The 16,447-nt window shown below is 42.0% G+C and carries 20 protein-coding genes, 1 pseudogene and 1 other annotated feature (1 of these 22 only partly in view); of the genes and pseudogenes, 1 reads left to right on the forward strand and 20 read right to left on the reverse strand.

Features of this window, described 5'->3' with window-relative positions; genetic code table 11:
• Nucleotides 1-71: a sequence feature (ribosomal protein L21 leader region), on the reverse strand (it extends 3 nt beyond the left edge of the window).
• 58 nt (nt 72-129) lie between these two features.
• From AXI59_RS14450 to radC, 8 genes and pseudogenes are all read right to left on the reverse strand, one after another.
• Nucleotides 130-996 carry a M50 family metallopeptidase gene (locus AXI59_RS14450; protein WP_061528592.1) on the reverse strand — a complete coding sequence of 289 codons (867 nt, stop codon included), beginning with the start codon at nt 994-996 and terminating at the stop codon, nt 130-132.
• Complete coding sequence (locus tag AXI59_RS14455) at nt 989-1,789, reverse strand: M23 family metallopeptidase (RefSeq protein ID WP_061522935.1); 801 nt, start codon at nt 1,787-1,789, stop codon at nt 989-991. The genes AXI59_RS14450 and AXI59_RS14455 overlap by 8 nt, the downstream gene beginning before the upstream one ends.
• A 135-nt stretch (nt 1,790-1,924) precedes the next feature.
• Nucleotides 1,925-2,728: a septum site-determining protein MinD gene (minD, locus tag AXI59_RS14460; RefSeq protein ID WP_061522936.1), complete on the reverse strand. Its 804-nt coding sequence runs from the start codon at nt 2,726-2,728 to the stop codon at nt 1,925-1,927.
• 2 nt (nt 2,729-2,730) lie between these two features.
• Nucleotides 2,731-3,411: a septum site-determining protein MinC gene (gene minC, locus AXI59_RS14465; RefSeq protein WP_061523004.1), complete on the reverse strand. Its 681-nt coding sequence runs from the start codon at nt 3,409-3,411 to the stop codon at nt 2,731-2,733.
• A gap of 52 nt (nt 3,412-3,463) precedes the next feature.
• Nucleotides 3,464-3,982, reverse strand: a complete 519-nt coding sequence (mreD, locus tag AXI59_RS14470; protein ID WP_061522937.1) for a rod shape-determining protein MreD — start codon at nt 3,980-3,982, stop codon at nt 3,464-3,466.
• On the reverse strand, nt 3,979-4,851 hold the full coding sequence (gene mreC / locus AXI59_RS14475; RefSeq protein WP_061522938.1) for a rod shape-determining protein MreC: 873 nt from the start codon (nt 4,849-4,851) through the stop codon (nt 3,979-3,981). The genes mreD and mreC overlap by 4 nt, the downstream gene beginning before the upstream one ends.
• 30 nt (nt 4,852-4,881) lie before the next feature.
• Nucleotides 4,882-5,895: a cell shape-determining protein MreB gene (gene mreB / locus AXI59_RS14480; protein ID WP_061522939.1), complete on the reverse strand. Its 1,014-nt coding sequence runs from the start codon at nt 5,893-5,895 to the stop codon at nt 4,882-4,884.
• A 91-nt stretch (nt 5,896-5,986) separates the two neighbouring features.
• Nucleotides 5,987-6,289: pseudogene (radC, locus tag AXI59_RS14485) on the reverse strand (RadC family protein); the annotation flags it as partial.
• A gap of 129 nt (nt 6,290-6,418) precedes the next feature.
• Here radC and AXI59_RS20660 point away from each other — a divergent pair.
• Nucleotides 6,419-6,547 (forward strand): hypothetical protein, encoded by a 129-nt coding sequence (locus tag AXI59_RS20660; RefSeq protein ID WP_269448772.1) that lies wholly within the window; start codon nt 6,419-6,421, stop codon nt 6,545-6,547.
• Between the two features lie 54 nt (nt 6,548-6,601).
• Here the strand turns inward: AXI59_RS20660 and AXI59_RS14490 are convergent, their stop codons facing one another.
• From AXI59_RS14490 to AXI59_RS14550, 12 genes are all read right to left on the reverse strand, one after another.
• Nucleotides 6,602-6,784, reverse strand: a complete 183-nt coding sequence (locus tag AXI59_RS14490) for a hypothetical protein (protein WP_061522940.1) — start codon at nt 6,782-6,784, stop codon at nt 6,602-6,604.
• Nucleotides 6,774-7,904, reverse strand: a complete 1,131-nt coding sequence (locus tag AXI59_RS14495) for a response regulator aspartate phosphatase (protein WP_061522941.1) — start codon at nt 7,902-7,904, stop codon at nt 6,774-6,776. The genes AXI59_RS14490 and AXI59_RS14495 overlap by 11 nt, the downstream gene beginning before the upstream one ends.
• 331 nt (nt 7,905-8,235) lie before the next feature.
• Nucleotides 8,236-8,820 carry a DUF5626 family protein gene (locus AXI59_RS14500; RefSeq protein WP_061522942.1) on the reverse strand — a complete coding sequence of 195 codons (585 nt, stop codon included), beginning with the start codon at nt 8,818-8,820 and terminating at the stop codon, nt 8,236-8,238.
• A gap of 627 nt (nt 8,821-9,447) precedes the next feature.
• Nucleotides 9,448-10,608 (reverse strand): N-acetylmuramoyl-L-alanine amidase, encoded by a 1,161-nt coding sequence (locus AXI59_RS14510; protein ID WP_061522944.1) that lies wholly within the window; start codon nt 10,606-10,608, stop codon nt 9,448-9,450.
• A 55-nt stretch (nt 10,609-10,663) separates the two neighbouring features.
• Nucleotides 10,664-10,930, reverse strand: coding sequence for a phage holin (locus AXI59_RS14515; protein WP_061522945.1), 267 nt, complete (start codon nt 10,928-10,930; stop codon nt 10,664-10,666).
• A gap of 11 nt (nt 10,931-10,941) precedes the next feature.
• Nucleotides 10,942-11,157: a BhlA/UviB family holin-like peptide gene (locus AXI59_RS14520; protein WP_013351487.1), complete on the reverse strand. Its 216-nt coding sequence runs from the start codon at nt 11,155-11,157 to the stop codon at nt 10,942-10,944.
• Nucleotides 11,158-11,191: 34 nt separating this feature from the next.
• The gene (locus tag AXI59_RS14525; protein WP_061522946.1) at nt 11,192-11,437 is read right to left on the reverse strand and encodes an XkdX family protein; all 246 of its coding nucleotides are present in this window, start codon (nt 11,435-11,437) and stop codon (nt 11,192-11,194) included.
• Nucleotides 11,438-11,440: 3 nt separating this feature from the next.
• Nucleotides 11,441-11,779: a DUF2977 domain-containing protein gene (locus AXI59_RS14530; RefSeq protein WP_061522947.1), complete on the reverse strand. Its 339-nt coding sequence runs from the start codon at nt 11,777-11,779 to the stop codon at nt 11,441-11,443.
• Nucleotides 11,780-13,066, reverse strand: a complete 1,287-nt coding sequence (locus AXI59_RS14535) for a phage baseplate upper protein (RefSeq protein ID WP_061522948.1) — start codon at nt 13,064-13,066, stop codon at nt 11,780-11,782.
• A 15-nt stretch (nt 13,067-13,081) separates the two neighbouring features.
• On the reverse strand, nt 13,082-13,933 hold the full coding sequence (locus AXI59_RS14540) for an SGNH/GDSL hydrolase family protein (protein WP_328056377.1): 852 nt from the start codon (nt 13,931-13,933) through the stop codon (nt 13,082-13,084).
• Nucleotides 13,934-14,111: 178 nt separating this feature from the next.
• A complete protein-coding gene (locus AXI59_RS14545) occupies nt 14,112-15,293 on the reverse strand; it encodes a glycoside hydrolase family 113 (RefSeq protein ID WP_061522949.1) in 1,182 nt (393 codons plus the stop codon).
• Nucleotides 15,286-16,440 carry a prophage endopeptidase tail family protein gene (locus AXI59_RS14550; protein WP_061522950.1) on the reverse strand — a complete coding sequence of 385 codons (1,155 nt, stop codon included), beginning with the start codon at nt 16,438-16,440 and terminating at the stop codon, nt 15,286-15,288. Before AXI59_RS14550 ends, AXI59_RS14545 begins: the two co-directional genes overlap by 8 nt.
• Nucleotides 16,441-16,447: the final 7 nt, after the last annotated feature.

Raw genomic sequence — 16,447 nt, forward strand, 5'->3', positions numbered from 1 at the left:
TAGACTAAGACTCGCCAGCAGCAGGGGGCTGAAAAGCTCTTAACACCTGTACTGAGCGGTTGTAGCAATGGTGCTACATCCATAACATTAAAAAATATATCAAAACAGAAGACATATGTCAATCTATTTCTAGTAAGGCAGCAGCAGTTCTTCCATAGAGGAATCTGTCCGCTTATCGGCGAAATACGCGTGCAGCACTTCATTCTCATCGAGCTGGCTGAGTTTCTCGCCGGCTTTTTCAATGATAATCGGGTGCTTGCATCCCCGCTTAAATTCGGCCATTACGTGCTTAATCTTGGCATCAGCCTTGACCGTCAGAGGGAGCAGCATTTCAACATCGAGGTTATTTCCGTAATATCTCTCCAATAGAAACCTCATCTGAATATAATGCCTTTTCCGGTATTCATCCCACAGGGAAGCCGCGAGAAATACGAACAGCACCCAGGCGCTGATCTGCAAGGGGACAGCCAGTACAATCCAGCAGCAGAGCAAAAATGCGAAAACGGACGAGGTCTGTACACTGAGCAGGTGCGCTCTTTGAAATGCCATTTGTTTCGAAAAGTATAAAAAAACCATTTTCCCCCCGTCAAGCGGCCAGATCGGCAGCAGGTTGATGAAAAGAATCGACAGGTTATAAAATGTAAACATCTCGAACGTCTGCTGTCCGACTATGCCTAACCCAAAAAGAAGCCAGGCCGCTGCCTGAAGCCATAAATGCTGAAGCGGGCCGGCCAGAATGACCGCAAATTCTTCCTTAAGCGGCCGGTTTCCGTGCTCCTCCACTTCAACCGTCCCGCCGAAGGGAAGCAAAAAAATCCGTTTAATCCGCCACGAAAAAAACACGGCCAGAGCAGCATGCCCCAGCTCATGGACGAATACAACCAGCAAAAGACATAACAGCGCTTTAATGTGCCCTGTCACAAGCCCAAGCCCCATGATAATCCAAAGAAAAGGATGAACGTGAATTTTTAAGATCAGACTCAGCCATTTATTCATCAAATGTGATCACCTGAATCGGATCTATGAATTTGTCTCCTTCTTGGATCGCAAAATAGTATTGGCCTTTATTTTTATCGCCAAGCTTGATGGAACCGATCTTTTTGCCTTTATCGATAAAATCATACAGAGACACGTTAACGTCTTTAAGCTGGCCGTAAATGCTGCAGCTGTTGTCTGCGTGCTGCACCTTCACCGTCAACCCTGTTTTCTTATCTTTATTGACTTCAACGACATAACCCTCTTTTACACTATCAATTGTATCGCTGGCTGTTTCTACGATTACGCCTTCCCCATTATTCTGAAAGTCCTCCTGGATTTTGCCCGCAGCAGGTACGGCCAGCTCCTGACTGACCGCTACTTGGCCGCCCTTTTTTTTCGTTCCGGGTGTGAGAAAAGCGAGCGGATTTCCGAATGCGGACTCAAACCAGTGGCTCACGGCAGCAAACTGAAATTCTTTTTGAAAGGTTTGAGCGATAGCCGGCTTGATTTGGCTCAAAGGCTGTTTGTCAGTTTTATAGGCGATAGCGGAGATAAGGACAAGACACGCCGCCAGCAGGCATTTTAAAATGATAGAATTGGTGTTAATCAATGGATGCCTTCCGTTGAATTCCGGCGGATGTTCCGTTTCATAGCTCGGAAGGAGCCTGTGCTTTTCTTGTTCCTCGACTGCCTGCCAAGCCGGGAGCTTTTGTTTCTTCTGAGCGGTTTGAACGGCAGGGCGTTTTGAACCGGGCTGCTGCTTTCTTCTTTTGGCCAGTCTTTTTCTAATTTCATCAGCTCTGTGACTCATCGCCATCATCCTTTGCAATCGTTGGGTTTGTACATCCTATGCCTTGTCCATTGCAAATATGCGCCTTGCTGATGATAAACAAAAAAAGACCTGACAAGCTGGCGCTTCATCAGATCCTTGTTTTCTATTATTTTATTATGACCGCACGCCAAAAAATGACTTTATTTTCGCCATCATCCCTTTTTGCTGCTCTTCAAGCACCTGTAAAGGAACGGATTCCCCTAAAATACGCCGGGCAATATTGCGGTATGCAATGCTGGCGCGGTTTTTTGAATTCATTGCAATCGGCTCGCCGATATTTGATGCTTTAATCACTTCATCATCGTCAGCGACGATTCCGAGCAGATCAATAGAAAGATGATGAACAACCTCGTCGACATCCATCGTGTCACCGTTTTTCACAAGGTGATTTCTGATGCGGTTAACGATAAGCCGCGGCGGTTCAATTTCCTCCTGCTCCAAAAGACCGATAATACGGTCGGCATCCCGCACCGCTGAAATTTCCGGCGTTGTCACAACAATCGCCTTATCAGCTCCGGACACGGCATTTTTATAGCCCTGTTCAATTCCGGCGGGACAATCAATGATGACATAATCAAATTCCTGCTTGAGCTGCTGCACAAGCGATTTGATTTGCTCAGGAACAACAGCCGTTTTGTCGCTTGTCTGGGCAGCCGGCATCAAATGAAGCAGATCATCAAAACGTTTATCCTTAACAAGCGCCTGATGCATCTTGCATCTGCCTTCAATGACGTCAACTAAGTCATATATAATTCTGTTTTCAAGACCCATTACGACATCAAGGTTTCGCAGTCCGATATCTGTATCAACTAAACAGACGCGTTTCCCTAAAATGGCTAAGGCGGTACCGAGGTTTGCAGATGTTGTTGTTTTTCCTACTCCGCCTTTTCCCGAAGTTATTACGATAGCCTCACCCAATTTCACATTCCTCCCTCAAGCCTTGTTAGATCAGGTCTTAAATGAGCCAAATGTTGAAGGCGTTCAATGACCATATTTCCGTCTGTATCTAAATAAGCACATTCCATGTCGTTCCCTTTTTGAATGTGGTCTGGGGAGCGATTTAACACGTGATTGATCCTTAATTGTGTCGGCAGCATTTCGGAAGCCGCAATCACGGCCCGGCTGTTTCCGTTATAACCGGCGTGGGCAATTCCTTTTAATGAGCCGAGAACAAATATATTCCCTCCGGCCTTAACCGTTCCGCCGGGATTCACATCTCCGATCAAAAGCAAATCTCCCGTCACGTGAAGCACCTGTCCTGAACGGACTATTTTAGAAACCGAGACAATCTCCGCTTCCTCTTTCATGCGCTGTGCTTCTTCTTTGGCGATGACTTCACTGTCAATTGAATGAACGACTAAATCTTTCTTTGACGCGATCAGATCAGTGAGCTGTTCTTCCTGTTCCTGATACAGATAGCGATGTCCGAGTTTAATATGAACACTGATTTTTTGACCTTTGCCATCAGTATATTGTTCAATCGACAGCATACTTTGAAGACCATCGAGAAGCTCATCAAAAGAACACGCATCATCCAGATGCAATGTTAAGCCGTTTTTTGTTCCTTTTATTGTTACATATTGCTGCTTTTTGGTCTTCACAATGTTCACCTCAACAACATACTCTTTTCGTCAAAAAAAGATAAAATCCTTTTTACTCATCTCTTAATTCTTTCTTTAGACTTATATAAAACAGCCTAACAGGCAGGACCAGTACAATTGCGCCTGCAATATTCAGTAAAACGGTCGGTAAAAACCGCTGAATGACAAATTCATTGAACGTCATCGTGCCGCTGTGAATTAAAGTCTGAATTCCGTAGACGTAAAATTCAAGCACACATACACCGAGCACCGCCACAAGAATGACCATTAAAGCGTTCGTCTGCAGCACTTTAAACGCTTTAGCAGCCAGGTAGCATAAGCCGGCAAAACCAAACATATAAACTCCTAAAACACCAGTATACGTGATGTCATAGAGAAGACCGAAAATGAATCCGTAAATGACTGCATGTTTTTGATTGATGTAAGCGGACATAAAAATTAAAACAAGCAAAAGAAAGTGCGGAACGACCTGCTGCTCGTCGGAAATGAAAGGAAAATGCACCAAATCGGTGTAGATGCTTTCCGCAGAAAAGACCAGCATCATAATCAAAGGGAGAAGGAAACGTTTCACGATCCTCCCACCCCTGTATCAGAAGTTGCTACGCTGCGGTTTACCACAATAACATGGTCTAAATCATACAGATTGGCAGCCGGTTTGACGTACGCGATTTTGGTCAGGCCGTAAGAATCAGATTCGACGTCAGTTACTTCGCCGACTGTCAAGCCTTGAGGAAATACACCGCCCGTTCCGGAGGTTTCCACAAGATCACCCTTTTTCACTTCGCGCTTTTCATCCGGCTCAAGAATGGTCATTTTAAGGGTTTGTTTCTTTTTGTCATACCCCTCAATTAAACCGTAGCCTTTACTGCCTTTTTTACCTGAGATTTTGGTTGCCACTCTGTTATTGCGGTCAACATCGCTTAACAGCTGAACGGCAGATGTAAAGTTGTTCAGCCCGCTGCTTTTAATTTTCCCGACCAGCGCGCCCTTTTCGTTTGTGACAGCCATGTCTTTGGCCACTTTTTGCTTCGATCCCTTATTAATCATGATTTGCTTGTACCATTGATCAGGGTTTCTCGCGATAACGGTCGCTAAAATCGGTTCATAATCGGTAATCGATTTGACGTGCCCGAGTTCATCAAGCAATTTCTTGTTTTCATCTTTCAATTCTTGGAGCTTTGCTTCATATTGCGTCTGTCCGTCCAGTTTTTCTCTTAAACGTTCGTTTTCTTTGTATGTGTTTTTCAGGTCTTCTATGTCCCCGAAGAACCCTGCAAAATATTCGGCAGGCGTGTGAAAAATATTTTGAAATACTCCCGTCGTATCACCGATCAGCTTTTCAGGCCAGGTGGTATTACGGCCGTTCTTCAGCGAGAATCCAATCATAGCCACCAATATGATAATACACAGAAGTAATAGCATTAACCGTTTATTCGGCATCGTGTTACACCTCTTCTATTTAACTCCTGATTATCTTGTTTTCCCTTTGAAAAGATGGATGTGCTCCAGTGCTTTTCCAGTACCGATCGCGACACAATCAAGCGGATCTTCAGCGATAAGAACCGGCATTTTCGTTTCATCGCTGATGACTTTGTCAAGGTTTCGAAGCAGCGCGCCTCCCCCTGTTAATACAATGCCTCTGTCCATAATATCAGCGGCAAGTTCAGGCGGTGTTTTTTCAAGCGTGCTCTTCACCGCGTCAACAATAGAAAGAACGGTATCACGCAGTGCATTTGCAATTTCGGTTCCCGTAATTTCGATTGTTTTCGGCAGGCCTGTCAGCAGGTCACGGCCGCGAATTTCCATTGTCGCATTTTCTTCGCCCGTTTCCGCTGACCCGATCTCCATTTTGATGGCTTCCGCCGTACGGTCCCCGATCATCAGGTTATATGTTTTTCTGATATAGCTGATGATCGAATCATCCATTTCGTCACCGGCCACGCGGATAGATTGAGATGTAACAATGCCGCCTAGTGAGATAATCGCGACTTCCGTAGTTCCGCCTCCGATATCAACGACCATGCTGCCCGTCGGCTCCCATACTGGAAGGTTTGCACCGATGGCAGCGGCAAACGGCTCTTCAATCGGGTAAGCGTCACGCGCACCGGCTTGTCTTGTCGCGTCAATGACAGCGCGTTCTTCAACCGCTGTAATACCTGACGGCACACAGACCATAACGTACGGCTTTCTCGCAAATAAGCCTTTATTTTTCACAGCCTGATTAATATAATATTTCATCATTGTCGCAGTAGTTTCATAATCAGCGATAACGCCGTCTTTCATCGGACGGAGGGCCACCACGTTGCCCGGTGTGCGCCCGATCATGTTTTTGGCGTCGTTACCGACAGCCACGATTGATTTCGTATCCGTTTGCAGCGCAACGACAGACGGCTCTCTCACAACAATTCCTTTACCTTTTACAAACACAAGCGTATTCGCAGTTCCCAGATCTATACCAAGGTCTCTTGTACCAATTCCGAACATATGTATGTATCTTCCTTTCTTAAAGCAAAAATACCCTAAAGGGAAAAACTCATAAAATCTATTATATCTTAATTTAACGAAAAAAAAAGTGTTACAAATATCCTTTTTCCTTTAAACTCACAAATTTTTTATCACCAATGACTAAATGATCCAGCAGCTCGATGCCGATTAAATTTCCGCATTCAAAAAGCCGTCTTGTCACCTCTATATCTTCCCTGCTTGGTGTAGGATCTCCTGAAGGATGATTGTGAACGCAAATGAAGGATGCGGCGGATCGTTTGAAAGCTTCTTTAAACACCTCCCGCGGGTGGACAATAGATGAATTCAGACTTCCTATAAAAACGGTGCGTTTATGAATGACTTGATTTTTGGTATTTAAATATAAACATGAAAACTTGACATAAATACGAAAAAGTCATAAGTCCACGTCTGTTAGACGAAGCCAAGAAAAAATGGTTTCAAAAAAAAGCTCGCTTTCAAAAAAAAATATATATTTAAGCTATAATTTAAAGAGGGGAATTATATGAATATTAATAAAATCAGATCGGCGTTGTATAAGGCGGACAAGATTCTAGGGGATGTAAACTCAGCGAAAAACGGCACACTCGGCAAACGTCGGGCTGCCGGAAAGATAACAAATAAAATTGATTGAATAAAAAAGAAGCCCTCCAATGGATGGGCTTTTTGCATTTGTTTATTACAAATATTAAACACTTTGAAATTTACTTGCTGTGTTGATATCACCTAGCTTATGAGCTGCCATTTCAATACTAGCTGTTTGTCCTCGCCTAGCCTCTTTCATTTCTGATGGCTTTGAAACAAGATAATGTCCTAAAAAACCAAGCAATACAATGAATAAGATACATGCAGAAGTAACTTTAATACTCATAAAGACAATCCCCTCTCTGAATTTGTTTTTGGGCATAAAGCACTTTCTCATAAAAGACTCCAGCCGCTTTATGGTCTTCATTTTCTTTATAATACTTCGCTGCGTCTGTAGCTAAATCCTCCATGTCAGGTAGCATCATCTTTTCTTCTAAATACTTCAAGATATTTTCAAGCTCAGTAATGGAATCCTGAGTATACAGCGTTTTTAGGAATCTAAACTCACTGTACAAAATCTCGTCATTAAGTTTTCTGGATAACATTAGACCACGTTCACATAAAGAAGTTGCTTCATTATCCTTTAATTTGAATTTTGTCTTTGTAAGCATAATAAGAGGGTCTAACAGTCTGTTTGAATTTTCGTACTTTTCTTCGTAAATCGCTAAGGATTGAGCAAAATATTTAGAAGCTTTTTCGAAATCATCGCTGACAAAAAAACTAAGACCGATGTTGTAAAGAGACACACCCTGTAAACGATATATATCCCCTTTCTTTGCATTTTCCAAAGCTTTTTCAAAATGAGGAATTGCTTTTTCAGGATACTCCATGTCTAAATAATTCAAGCCAATGACAAATGAACACTGAATTTCCCTAACGGTATAGGTTTCATGCGCTCTGTAGCTCTCAATTGCCTGAATAATGTGATGCATCGACATGTGTGTTTGCTTCATATGGTAATACACTTCAGCAACCTTATAATGAAACTCAGCTCGTTCAATCTCATCGGCAACAAGTGACAACTTCTTTTCAGCTTGCTTGTAAAACGTGATCGCTTTAAGATATTCATATTTCTCAAATTCATACATCCCACGGAAAAAGTGAAAATAATATTCAAGAAGTCCTTTTAATTCAGATCGACTACCTTCAATCTTTTCTAATAAGTATGAATTATTTGAGCGTTCTTCATTCATCGTTTTTGGTTCAAGGTACTCGAGCATCAAATTGTGGCGCAAACACATAAGAGAGTAATACAACAACAAATCTTGATCTTCTTCCATTTGGTTTATTTCTTGTTCCACTTCCGCTTTTAAAATTTCAGCATCTGGTACACTAAATTGACGAATCATCCTGTACCATTCGTTGATCTTGACCCCCACTTGGGACGACGATAAAACTTGATCCATACACACCTCTCCCTTTAATGTCTATTTTTGTAATATTATAACTATTTATATAATATGCGGAAACGAAAAAAACCCGCAATATATGTTTCGGCTTTTTCGTTATGCGATGAGGAGCAAGAAAAAAAGGGCCTTGTAGGCCCTCAGATTAAAGAGAAAGTGGGGGTTTTGAAGACGTATGGCAAAGAAACCCTCATTCTTTTAATTTCTTTCGTTCCGAGACACAATATATTGTGTGCCTGCCTATGGGATCAGACCAGTATATTGTGTGATTAAATTTCAAAAAGGCTGTCGAGATTTTCTCGACAGCCTGAGGGCCTTGTAGGCCCTTCGATTATCCAAAACTAGAAACTGACGTATATAAATAATGTTTGCTTACTTTTGATTTCAGATCATAGTGAATCGATCCTTGTCCAAGAATTCCATATTTCAATCTATATCTGGCAGTGGCTGGGGACTTAGATTTTTCTTGGGCATTCGTGATTTTCAGTACATCATCTTGCACAGTAAATGGCGGTGTTACAAAATGCCACTCGTCCCATGCTTTTGTGATTTTACTATACGAAATTACCTTTTTCGGTTTCGGGCGGTTAACCTTTATGCGGTAGCTCAAGTTTACCACGCCAGTATTCCAGTAGATTTTAAATGTCGTTGTACCTACCGGGACTGGGGTTGTGCCCATCGTTTCAAATCCATCCTCAGTCTTTTCGGGAATAATCCCCATCGTACCGACATAATTTCCATTATCATCGAAAACCTTTTGTTCTTGCGGATCAGTTACATCCATATCAAATGCGAATTCCTTCTCAGGTAAATAAGACTGCTGAGGCAATTCCTCAGCCTTTGATGTTTGTTCAAATGGTGTTGACAATAAGAGCGCTAAAACCGTGGCAATAACAACTGTCACAAACTTTTTCATGCTACTCCTCCTATCAAACTTTTTTTGAAACAAAACCATACTAACATACATAACCATAAAAATACAATAATTCCTATAAAATGTAACTAAAGAAAAATATGAATATTGACTCTTGTATTCTCTAACAGAGTATATTGTACTTAAGGGAAGGCTGAAAAAGAAAGGTTGATGGTTTTGAACCTGTATGTAGTGACAGCTCTCGTAATATCCGTTTTCTTGAATGTCATACTGTGTATACAGCTTGGGAAGATTAAAGCGGACAGCCAAAACAAGAATCAATGGAGAGAAAGAATGGGGCTTAACAGTCCATTTGGCGCATTAGTCTGGGCTTTCTTAGCTATTACAATAATATTGGCCCTTATAGGTTTATTGGCTGGTGTAAGTGATTTATAAAAAAGGAGGAAGAATTAGTGGACTTTTTTCTGACTGTAATCACGACCATTATTCCTTATGTTTTCTTGCTGGCAATTGTAGGTGTCGTTTGGTGGGCAATATCGTATCTGGTCACTATGAGGAAAAATTCTTTTAAGAAAATTGATCAAAACAACGAGATAATCAGTTTACTGAAAAACAGGGGATAGACCCTGCAATAAAAATGAGAGTGCCCCTTTAAAAGGGGCACTTCTTTTATTTTAAAAGCGCTTCGACCTTCGCTTTCGTTTTCGGTCCGTAAATACCGTCCGCAGTCAATCCATACATGGACTGGAACCGTTTGACTGCATTTGCTGTCTTCGGTCCGTAATAGCCGTCGATTCCGTTGTTGGGTGCCCCTTTGTCAGGATAGTAATAAAGAGCTGCCAGCGCCGTCTGAATCTGTTTTACAGCCTCCCCTTTTGTTAACGGGCTTGTGACTTTAAACACCCCGTTAGGCAGGCTGAATTTTGATTTCTCGGTTGTTTTTGGCTTTGACGATGACGATTTCTTTTGGCCGCTGCTTTTCAGCTCATTGTCACTCTTGATATAGGAGACATTGACATACCCATGAAACGTTTGGCCTTTGGAATTGGTGTACTCAACATAGCCCCATCCGTTCACAGTTGAACCAAGCTGATATTTTACAATCGTGCCGTTCGGCAGGGTAAGCACCATAGAAGAGGCGGCGCTCCGTTGTGTACGCAAAACAAGCCCATCCTTTGCCACCACAGTGTTTTTAATAAATCTTCCTGTGTCTGTATGGGTAACGGCTGGATTTGATACTACAGACCCCGTTACAACCGTCCCGGCCATTCGTTTTTTAACGCGGCTCTTAAAACCAGTAAACCCCTGCGGATTGCTCACCCACGGCGCAGGGCAAATTTTATGCGTAATATCATAGTGCCGAACAATATCATTAATCGGATCAAGTTTAAACATCTTGCACAGCTCGGCACAAACTTGTTCCGCACGGGCGACTGTATCCGGGTGAAAAGTGCCGTTTTTTTCAATGCACAGCTCCACGCCTACAGATAAGAAATTCGCATTCGGTTTTAATGCCGCGACACCCCGGTAAGGCTGCCCGTTAACAATCTGCTGCACATCATTCGCATGGTAAGCCACTTCATTCAATGGAATAATGCAAATGGCATCTGTCCGATCAACAAAGATATGAGCAGATGCAAACTCTTGTTTACTCAGCGGTCGCGTTCTGTTTGTCTCTGGAAGCGTTCTTCCGAAGAAGGTATAATGGTTGGCTGCGGTTGCCCCAGGATTTGCTGTGTAGTGTACCGTCAGTTTTCTCACGCCGTTGTTTTTAATTCCCGGCCGCGTCCATTTGTTAATATCAATATATTGGTTTCTGAATGATGACATAAAAATCTCCCCTATCTTTTTCAAATATAAAAAGAGGCTGCCGAACGGCAACCCCTTATTTAATGAGTTTGTGGTGTTTCAGAATGGCTTTCTGTTTATGGCCTTTATCTGTCACGTAGTTATTTTTAAACCACGCTGTTAACGTTGTGCCAATTGTAAAAGCCGCCGATCCGACGGTATACAACCCATTCACAAGTTGAGTGACCTGACTGTCTGTAATCTCTAGCGGTGACTTTCCAAACATCAACATTGTTTGGTTAATTAATGCAATAAAAAGAAGCACAGTCCGAATGACCGTACCCCTGTCTCTCATATTCAACATAAAGAATCCTCCTATTTTTCAATTTTCATTTGAATTTCATCCAGCTTATCAATGACAATTTCATATTTATCACTGAACCTTGCTAAAAGCTCATTTTGTGAATCAATTTGCCCGTAGAGCTTTGCCTCCCGCTCTCTGCTCGTTTTCATGACATAATACAGCAGGGAGCAAAATAACACCGCAAACGGCCCCTGAGTCATCAAATATTGCATGATGTCCATTTCCATTGTTTGTTTCTCCTTTCCGGCAAAATAAAAACACCTATTCGCCTACAGGTGCCGTTTCATCTTTCTTTACTTGTTCACTTTCAGTAGTGCTGCCAGTTGACTCAGAAGGCCCGGCCGAGGGTGTGGCATCGCCTGCCGTTCCCTTTGTTTCTTCTCCGTAATCCTTCCCGGTAATCTCTTTATATTGATCCGGTGTAATGGCCCCGCCTTCCACACAAAATGAAATATCAAAGCCCCATTGATAATAAACCTGTGCGTCTGCATACGTTGGAAAATTCATGAGTTACTCTTCCCCCTTCTGTAATGTCATGACTGTTTTAGCTAATTGGATAATTTGTTCTTGCATTTGCTTAATGACTTGGCTGTCGGTGATGTGCTGCTGAACAAGGGAAACAATTTGCTGCTGGGCCTGCTCTAATGGGCCGGGTGTATTCGAATCATCAATGACAGGATTTTGATAATCCGGGTTCACAATCAGCGCGCCTTCAGATAATTTGTAGCGGAACGGATTTGAAATAAAATCAGCCGTTGCAAATTCATCCGATACCTCAACCGCTTTATCAAGCTCCCCGACCAAAGCATAGGCAACGACTTCATTATTTTCATTTAGGACAATCTGCAATTAAAAGACCCCCTTAATGCTTGAAATATAAATGTCCGGGTTGCTGATTTCCATTTTTTCAGTATCCAGTGAAAGGCATTCTGTCACGACTAATGTCTTTCCGTCCGTGTACTTCAATCTGATTTCATCTTGATACATGCCTTTCCCATTGCTTTTTAGGCCGGCATTGTTGATATAAAAAACCGTATTAACCGGGACAGGCCGCTGCGTCGAAACATGGTAATAATCCGTTTTGAAATGGACTTCAAAAAGGAAATAGCTGAAATTAGAAATATCGGCAGCCAGTTTAATAGTGTCCCCCGCTTTTGCGCTGCCTGAAAACAATAGAACTGGTGATTTTGACACCCAATTACGATAGGCTCCCTGATATTTTTCAATATGCCAATCAGATCCCTGCAAAGTCACTAAACCATTATCCTGATCACTGAAAACTGCAAAAATAAATCCATTTGCATTGTCGCCATTCAATTTAGGCGGCAGGTTTTGAGTTGTGGAATTATACCAATACACACCGGTACTGATAATGTCATGAATGTCTGCTAAAACGACGGGCGTTGTATCCATTTTGTTAACGATAGCTGTATCAATCTTTTGTTTCATTTCTCCAAGATCAGCGGACACGCTTTTTCCCAAATTATCAACCGCGCTGTTGAATTGACTAATTTGATCATTGAGAGTTCTCATATCATTTTCATATTGGCCGGAAGTGACAATATCACTGTTTTTAATTTTAGTGTTAAGCGTGTTTAATTGCTCTTGCAATGATTGGATCGTTGTTTTAGTGCTCTCTATGATATTTTGTGTTGCATCCTGGTCTGATTTAATTTGTTCTAAAAAGTCGTCATAGGCTTGTTTGAGCTGCGCCTTCAAATTTTCAAAATCAGAAATAAAAGAGACTGAATTGATACCCATTTCCACTTTGTTCTCAAGCACTTTGATTTTAAACTCTAATGTGGTGTCTGTCTGACTGCCTCGGCTCACTTTAAAGAATGCCTGTTCATATTCCCCCATCGCTGCAAATGCTTGATATGGAAACACATAACGAAAAATGCCGCCCTGTTCATTGAGGACAATACCGCCGTTTGCATCAATAATATGCGTGCCGTCAGGCTTCAGCCCTTCAAAAGAGACGGTTTTCCCCGTTAGATCATAAGGCGTACCGTTTGACATGACTGATACCGTCACCGCTTTTAAACCGCCATCCCCCACTCTTCCAATGATAAGTTGCTGGTTAATTTGTTCTAAATGCGCCTTGCTAATATCAAAAACTAAATCTTGATTTGCCATGTTTTAAGCACTCCCTTATCCGTAGTAGTAAAAATAATTGCGGCAAATTTCTTGGAAAATAATTTGATGCCCGATCTCGTTCGGGTGCAGTCCTTCTGACATACACATTTTTCTGAAAGCAGGGTTGTAAGGATCAATTAAATCCGTATAAAACATGTCAGCATACGGAACAGAAAGCAGCGTACAAGCTTCCTTTTGAGCATCCACATAGTCGGCCAATGTCAGTCCTAATTTGTTTTTATCGGTATCCCGTCGGACAATCTTTCCGTTTGAAACCTTCGCTTGTCGTGTGGCAGTCATGACGATGATCTTACAGCCTTTATTTCTCATGCGGAGCTGTTGAATGACTTGATAAAAACCGCCGTAGAATTTCGTAATATCCTTTTCGTCTGTTCCTATATCAATGCTGTTACACCAGTCATCATCCGTTCCCTGTACAATGACAACATCGTTCCCGGATGTTTTAAGAGCCTGCTGATAGATATTGTTGTTTCCGTTATTGCTCATGTTAACGCCGCTGACAGAAAGATTTATGACCTCGGCACCTGTCCTTTCTTTCAAGATATCGCCAAAGTTGTATTGGGCGCGCAGCCCGTGGGCTACACTATCCCCCAAAATAGCGATTTTCTTTGCATTGAGCAGATTGCTTTTCTTAATAAAATCAACACTGATATGGCCGCTGTCGGTGATATTTAGAAGCTGATTTAACTCATTACTATTTTGTGAGTATTCTGTTTCTGCCGCGATCCGTTCCGACAACGTGGCATGTTTGATGTTTTTACTGTCTATTTTCGCCTGTTCCACTTGCTCCGTAACCTCTAAAGGTGACATGTCGGGTGTAATGATGGCCCTGATTTCTCTATACATTTCGTCATTATTTTCTTTGATCTTCTCGCCAATTTCCTCTGGCGATAGCTGCGCGGAAGGGTTATTGATAGCCTGTTCGATTTTCTCAAAATTTGTATTGAGGGCCTCACGAAAATCTCGATCTAAGCTGGTGGGTAAATCCTTATTTAAATTGATCATGATTTCATCCTTTCTTTACTCACTTATTTTGTAATTCAGCTATCTGTTTTTTTAAATCGTTGAGCTGTTTGATCACTTCGCTCATGCTGAATTGTTGTCCGCCCAATGATTGGCCACGAATAACCGTCTCTGCTTTACGGCCCATTACGTTGTACACTGATTTTTCATCTGTAATCGTATAAATGGAATAACCGAGCCACCATTCTTGTGTTTGAAAAACCCTTACCCACGCTTCAAACCAATTAGACTGAATGGACTCGTTGTATTCTCCAAGATCACCGAAAGCATTATGCGGCTGCTCCGGCGAATTTGAATAGGGCGGTATCCCTAATTCACCAAAAAAAACAGGCTTCTTCCACTTGTCGTAGAAAGCCTGTATTTCTTCAAAAATGTTTTGACCGCGGCCGTATAAAGGCACGTTGTAAATTGCATCTATAAGCTCGTCAACGGAAGGGTTTTTATTATCAGTCAGCTCAAAATAGGCCGCTATTGCTATGATATCAACCAATCCAAAAAGAGCGTTATTTAGTTTATTTTCATAGGCTGCCACATAATCGGGTGCCCATGAAGCTGTGACCCAATAATTTGTACGATAGAGAATTTTTCCTGTATAAACCGTACGAACATCGGAAATTAACGATTTCCATTTGTCAGTGAAGCTTTCCATATGAACTAAGTTAGAAGCGATGTAAAGCCCGTCAACGCCGTTCTCTTCACATGTGGCAGCAAGGTTTTTTAAATGCCTGCCCCAAACAGAAAACCATTGTTCAATATCGGTCGGTATCCAGTCTGTTTCCGCGACCGTTCCGTTTGCTATGTACGGGTACGGCTCTAAAATAACCCTGTATCCGTCTCGTTTGGCTTTCGGTATGGCCTCCCATGCTTCGTTATATGAGTAGTCGGTAATAACAGGGTTAGAATCAGACGCGTCGGCGGCCGCTATTTGCAATGGTATTGTCAATGTGTTCAGATTTAATTTGCTGGCATCATGATAAATATCAGAATACTGTTTCCGGCCGAATGCTGAAGCGTTGCCGCCCTTCCATTTCAGCGGGTTAACCACTAAATTACTTAACTCGACATTTATCATTCTATTATCGTAATCGGACAGCTTATCATCTAAACCGGCTACCGCCGACGTATGCGTTTTAGGATAAAACGGGTTATTTTTAGAATCTTTTAAGATAACAATATCAGTCATTAACCTCACCCACCTTTTCAATGACTACTCTCGCATCCCATGCGTTGACAGCCACTTTTTGAACGCTGCTGATTAACTCCGTTGCAAAGTGGGATTTATTATATGCTGTCGTGGCTTTCTTGGATATTTGCTGTTGAATAGAGAGCATATCCTTTCTTGCGTTGCTAAACGTCAATTCTGCGGGTTTTGTATCATCGAAAGGGTAATCTTTTACCCCAACGATTGAAACGTCTACATCCAAGCCCATTGGCTCAATGATAGCCATCCACACTTCCCCTATTGCCGGCAGACGGGAGCCGTAATAATTCAGCGTGAATGTCGTTTCTGGAACATCCTGTAAATGTTTTGCAGCCTCCGCGTCCGTGTATTTTTTTGTTGTTGCGTCCGTATCGCCTGTTAAATCCAACGGCTCCGCGAATGAGTCACCGAATCTTGCAGCATTGGCGGACGTATAAACATACGGTTCGAAAAAATAGTTGTCGTGGGCATCCTTATACGGATACACCCAACATTTTGTCCGTAGATTTGTTTTATCCAGTGATAAATTAATGTCATCAGTGTTGTACAGCCATCTGAATTGTTCTTCTGTGACAGTTTTAAAATGGGCTTCGTCCATAAAAATGATCTTCTTATTATCCGCCATCACATAACACTGAAAAGTATCAATTAAGGTATTGATTAAGGAAACCGCATCTGATTTACCAAACTCGGTTATTAATTTACGGGCCGTAAAAGCTCCTTTAATTTCGTAGCTGTACCCGTAGGTATTTCCCTTAAACAGATAGGACAAGTATTCTTCAAGCGTATGTTTTGGCCGGCTGTCGTCCTCATAATCCGAATCTATGGTGTCTTCCAATCTAATTTTTTTCTGTACGTCATAATAAATATGTGTGGCCGTAACAGAAATTGTTTGCGTATTTCCGCTTAATACAGGATTGATTTGTTGTATGACATATTCTTGCCCCTCAAACAGTAAAGAAGCTTGGTCGCTTTGCAGCAAATTAAAAACAAACGCATTGGTGTTTGTCTGAGTGATATTAAATGAAATTTGCCAGTTTGTCAGGTTGCTTTCTATGCTGCGCTCAAAGTCTGTAAAGTCCATTACAATCTCTTCGTATTCTGGATTTTTAACAATAAGGATTTTCATGGCTTCA

This window comes from Bacillus nakamurai, from assembly GCF_001584325.1.
Taxonomy (GTDB): domain Bacteria; phylum Bacillota; class Bacilli; order Bacillales; family Bacillaceae; genus Bacillus; species Bacillus nakamurai.

Coding starts and splice junctions, on each gene's coding strand:
- AXI59_RS14540 (WP_328056377.1), bottom strand. CDS start 13,933: ATGTATAGAGAAATCAGGGCCATCATTACACCCGACATGTCACCTTTA.
- AXI59_RS14455 (WP_061522935.1), bottom strand. CDS start 1,789: ATGAGTCACAGAGCTGATGAAATTAGAAAAAGACTGGCCAAAAGAAGA.
- AXI59_RS14535 (WP_061522948.1), bottom strand. CDS start 13,066: ATGGCAAATCAAGATTTAGTTTTTGATATTAGCAAGGCGCATTTAGAA.
- AXI59_RS14450 (WP_061528592.1), bottom strand. CDS start 996: ATGAATAAATGGCTGAGTCTGATCTTAAAAATTCACGTTCATCCTTTT.
- mreC (WP_061522938.1), bottom strand. CDS start 4,851: ATGCCGAATAAACGGTTAATGCTATTACTTCTGTGTATTATCATATTG.
- AXI59_RS20660 (WP_269448772.1), top strand. CDS start 6,419: ATGAATATTAATAAAATCAGATCGGCGTTGTATAAGGCGGACAAGATT.
- AXI59_RS14525 (WP_061522946.1), bottom strand. CDS start 11,437: ATGAATTTTCCAACGTATGCAGACGCACAGGTTTATTATCAATGGGGC.
- AXI59_RS14520 (WP_013351487.1), bottom strand. CDS start 11,157: ATGGAAATGGACATCATGCAATATTTGATGACTCAGGGGCCGTTTGCG.
- mreB (WP_061522939.1), bottom strand. CDS start 5,895: ATGTTCGGAATTGGTACAAGAGACCTTGGTATAGATCTGGGAACTGCG.
- AXI59_RS14515 (WP_061522945.1), bottom strand. CDS start 10,930: ATGTTGAATATGAGAGACAGGGGTACGGTCATTCGGACTGTGCTTCTT.
- AXI59_RS14500 (WP_061522942.1), bottom strand. CDS start 8,820: ATGAAAAAGTTTGTGACAGTTGTTATTGCCACGGTTTTAGCGCTCTTA.
- AXI59_RS14495 (WP_061522941.1), bottom strand. CDS start 7,904: ATGGATCAAGTTTTATCGTCGTCCCAAGTGGGGGTCAAGATCAACGAA.
- AXI59_RS14510 (WP_061522944.1), bottom strand. CDS start 10,608: ATGTCATCATTCAGAAACCAATATATTGATATTAACAAATGGACGCGG.
- AXI59_RS14550 (WP_061522950.1), bottom strand. CDS start 16,440: ATGAAAATCCTTATTGTTAAAAATCCAGAATACGAAGAGATTGTAATG.
- AXI59_RS14545 (WP_061522949.1), bottom strand. CDS start 15,293: ATGACTGATATTGTTATCTTAAAAGATTCTAAAAATAACCCGTTTTAT.
- AXI59_RS14490 (WP_061522940.1), bottom strand. CDS start 6,784: ATGAGTATTAAAGTTACTTCTGCATGTATCTTATTCATTGTATTGCTT.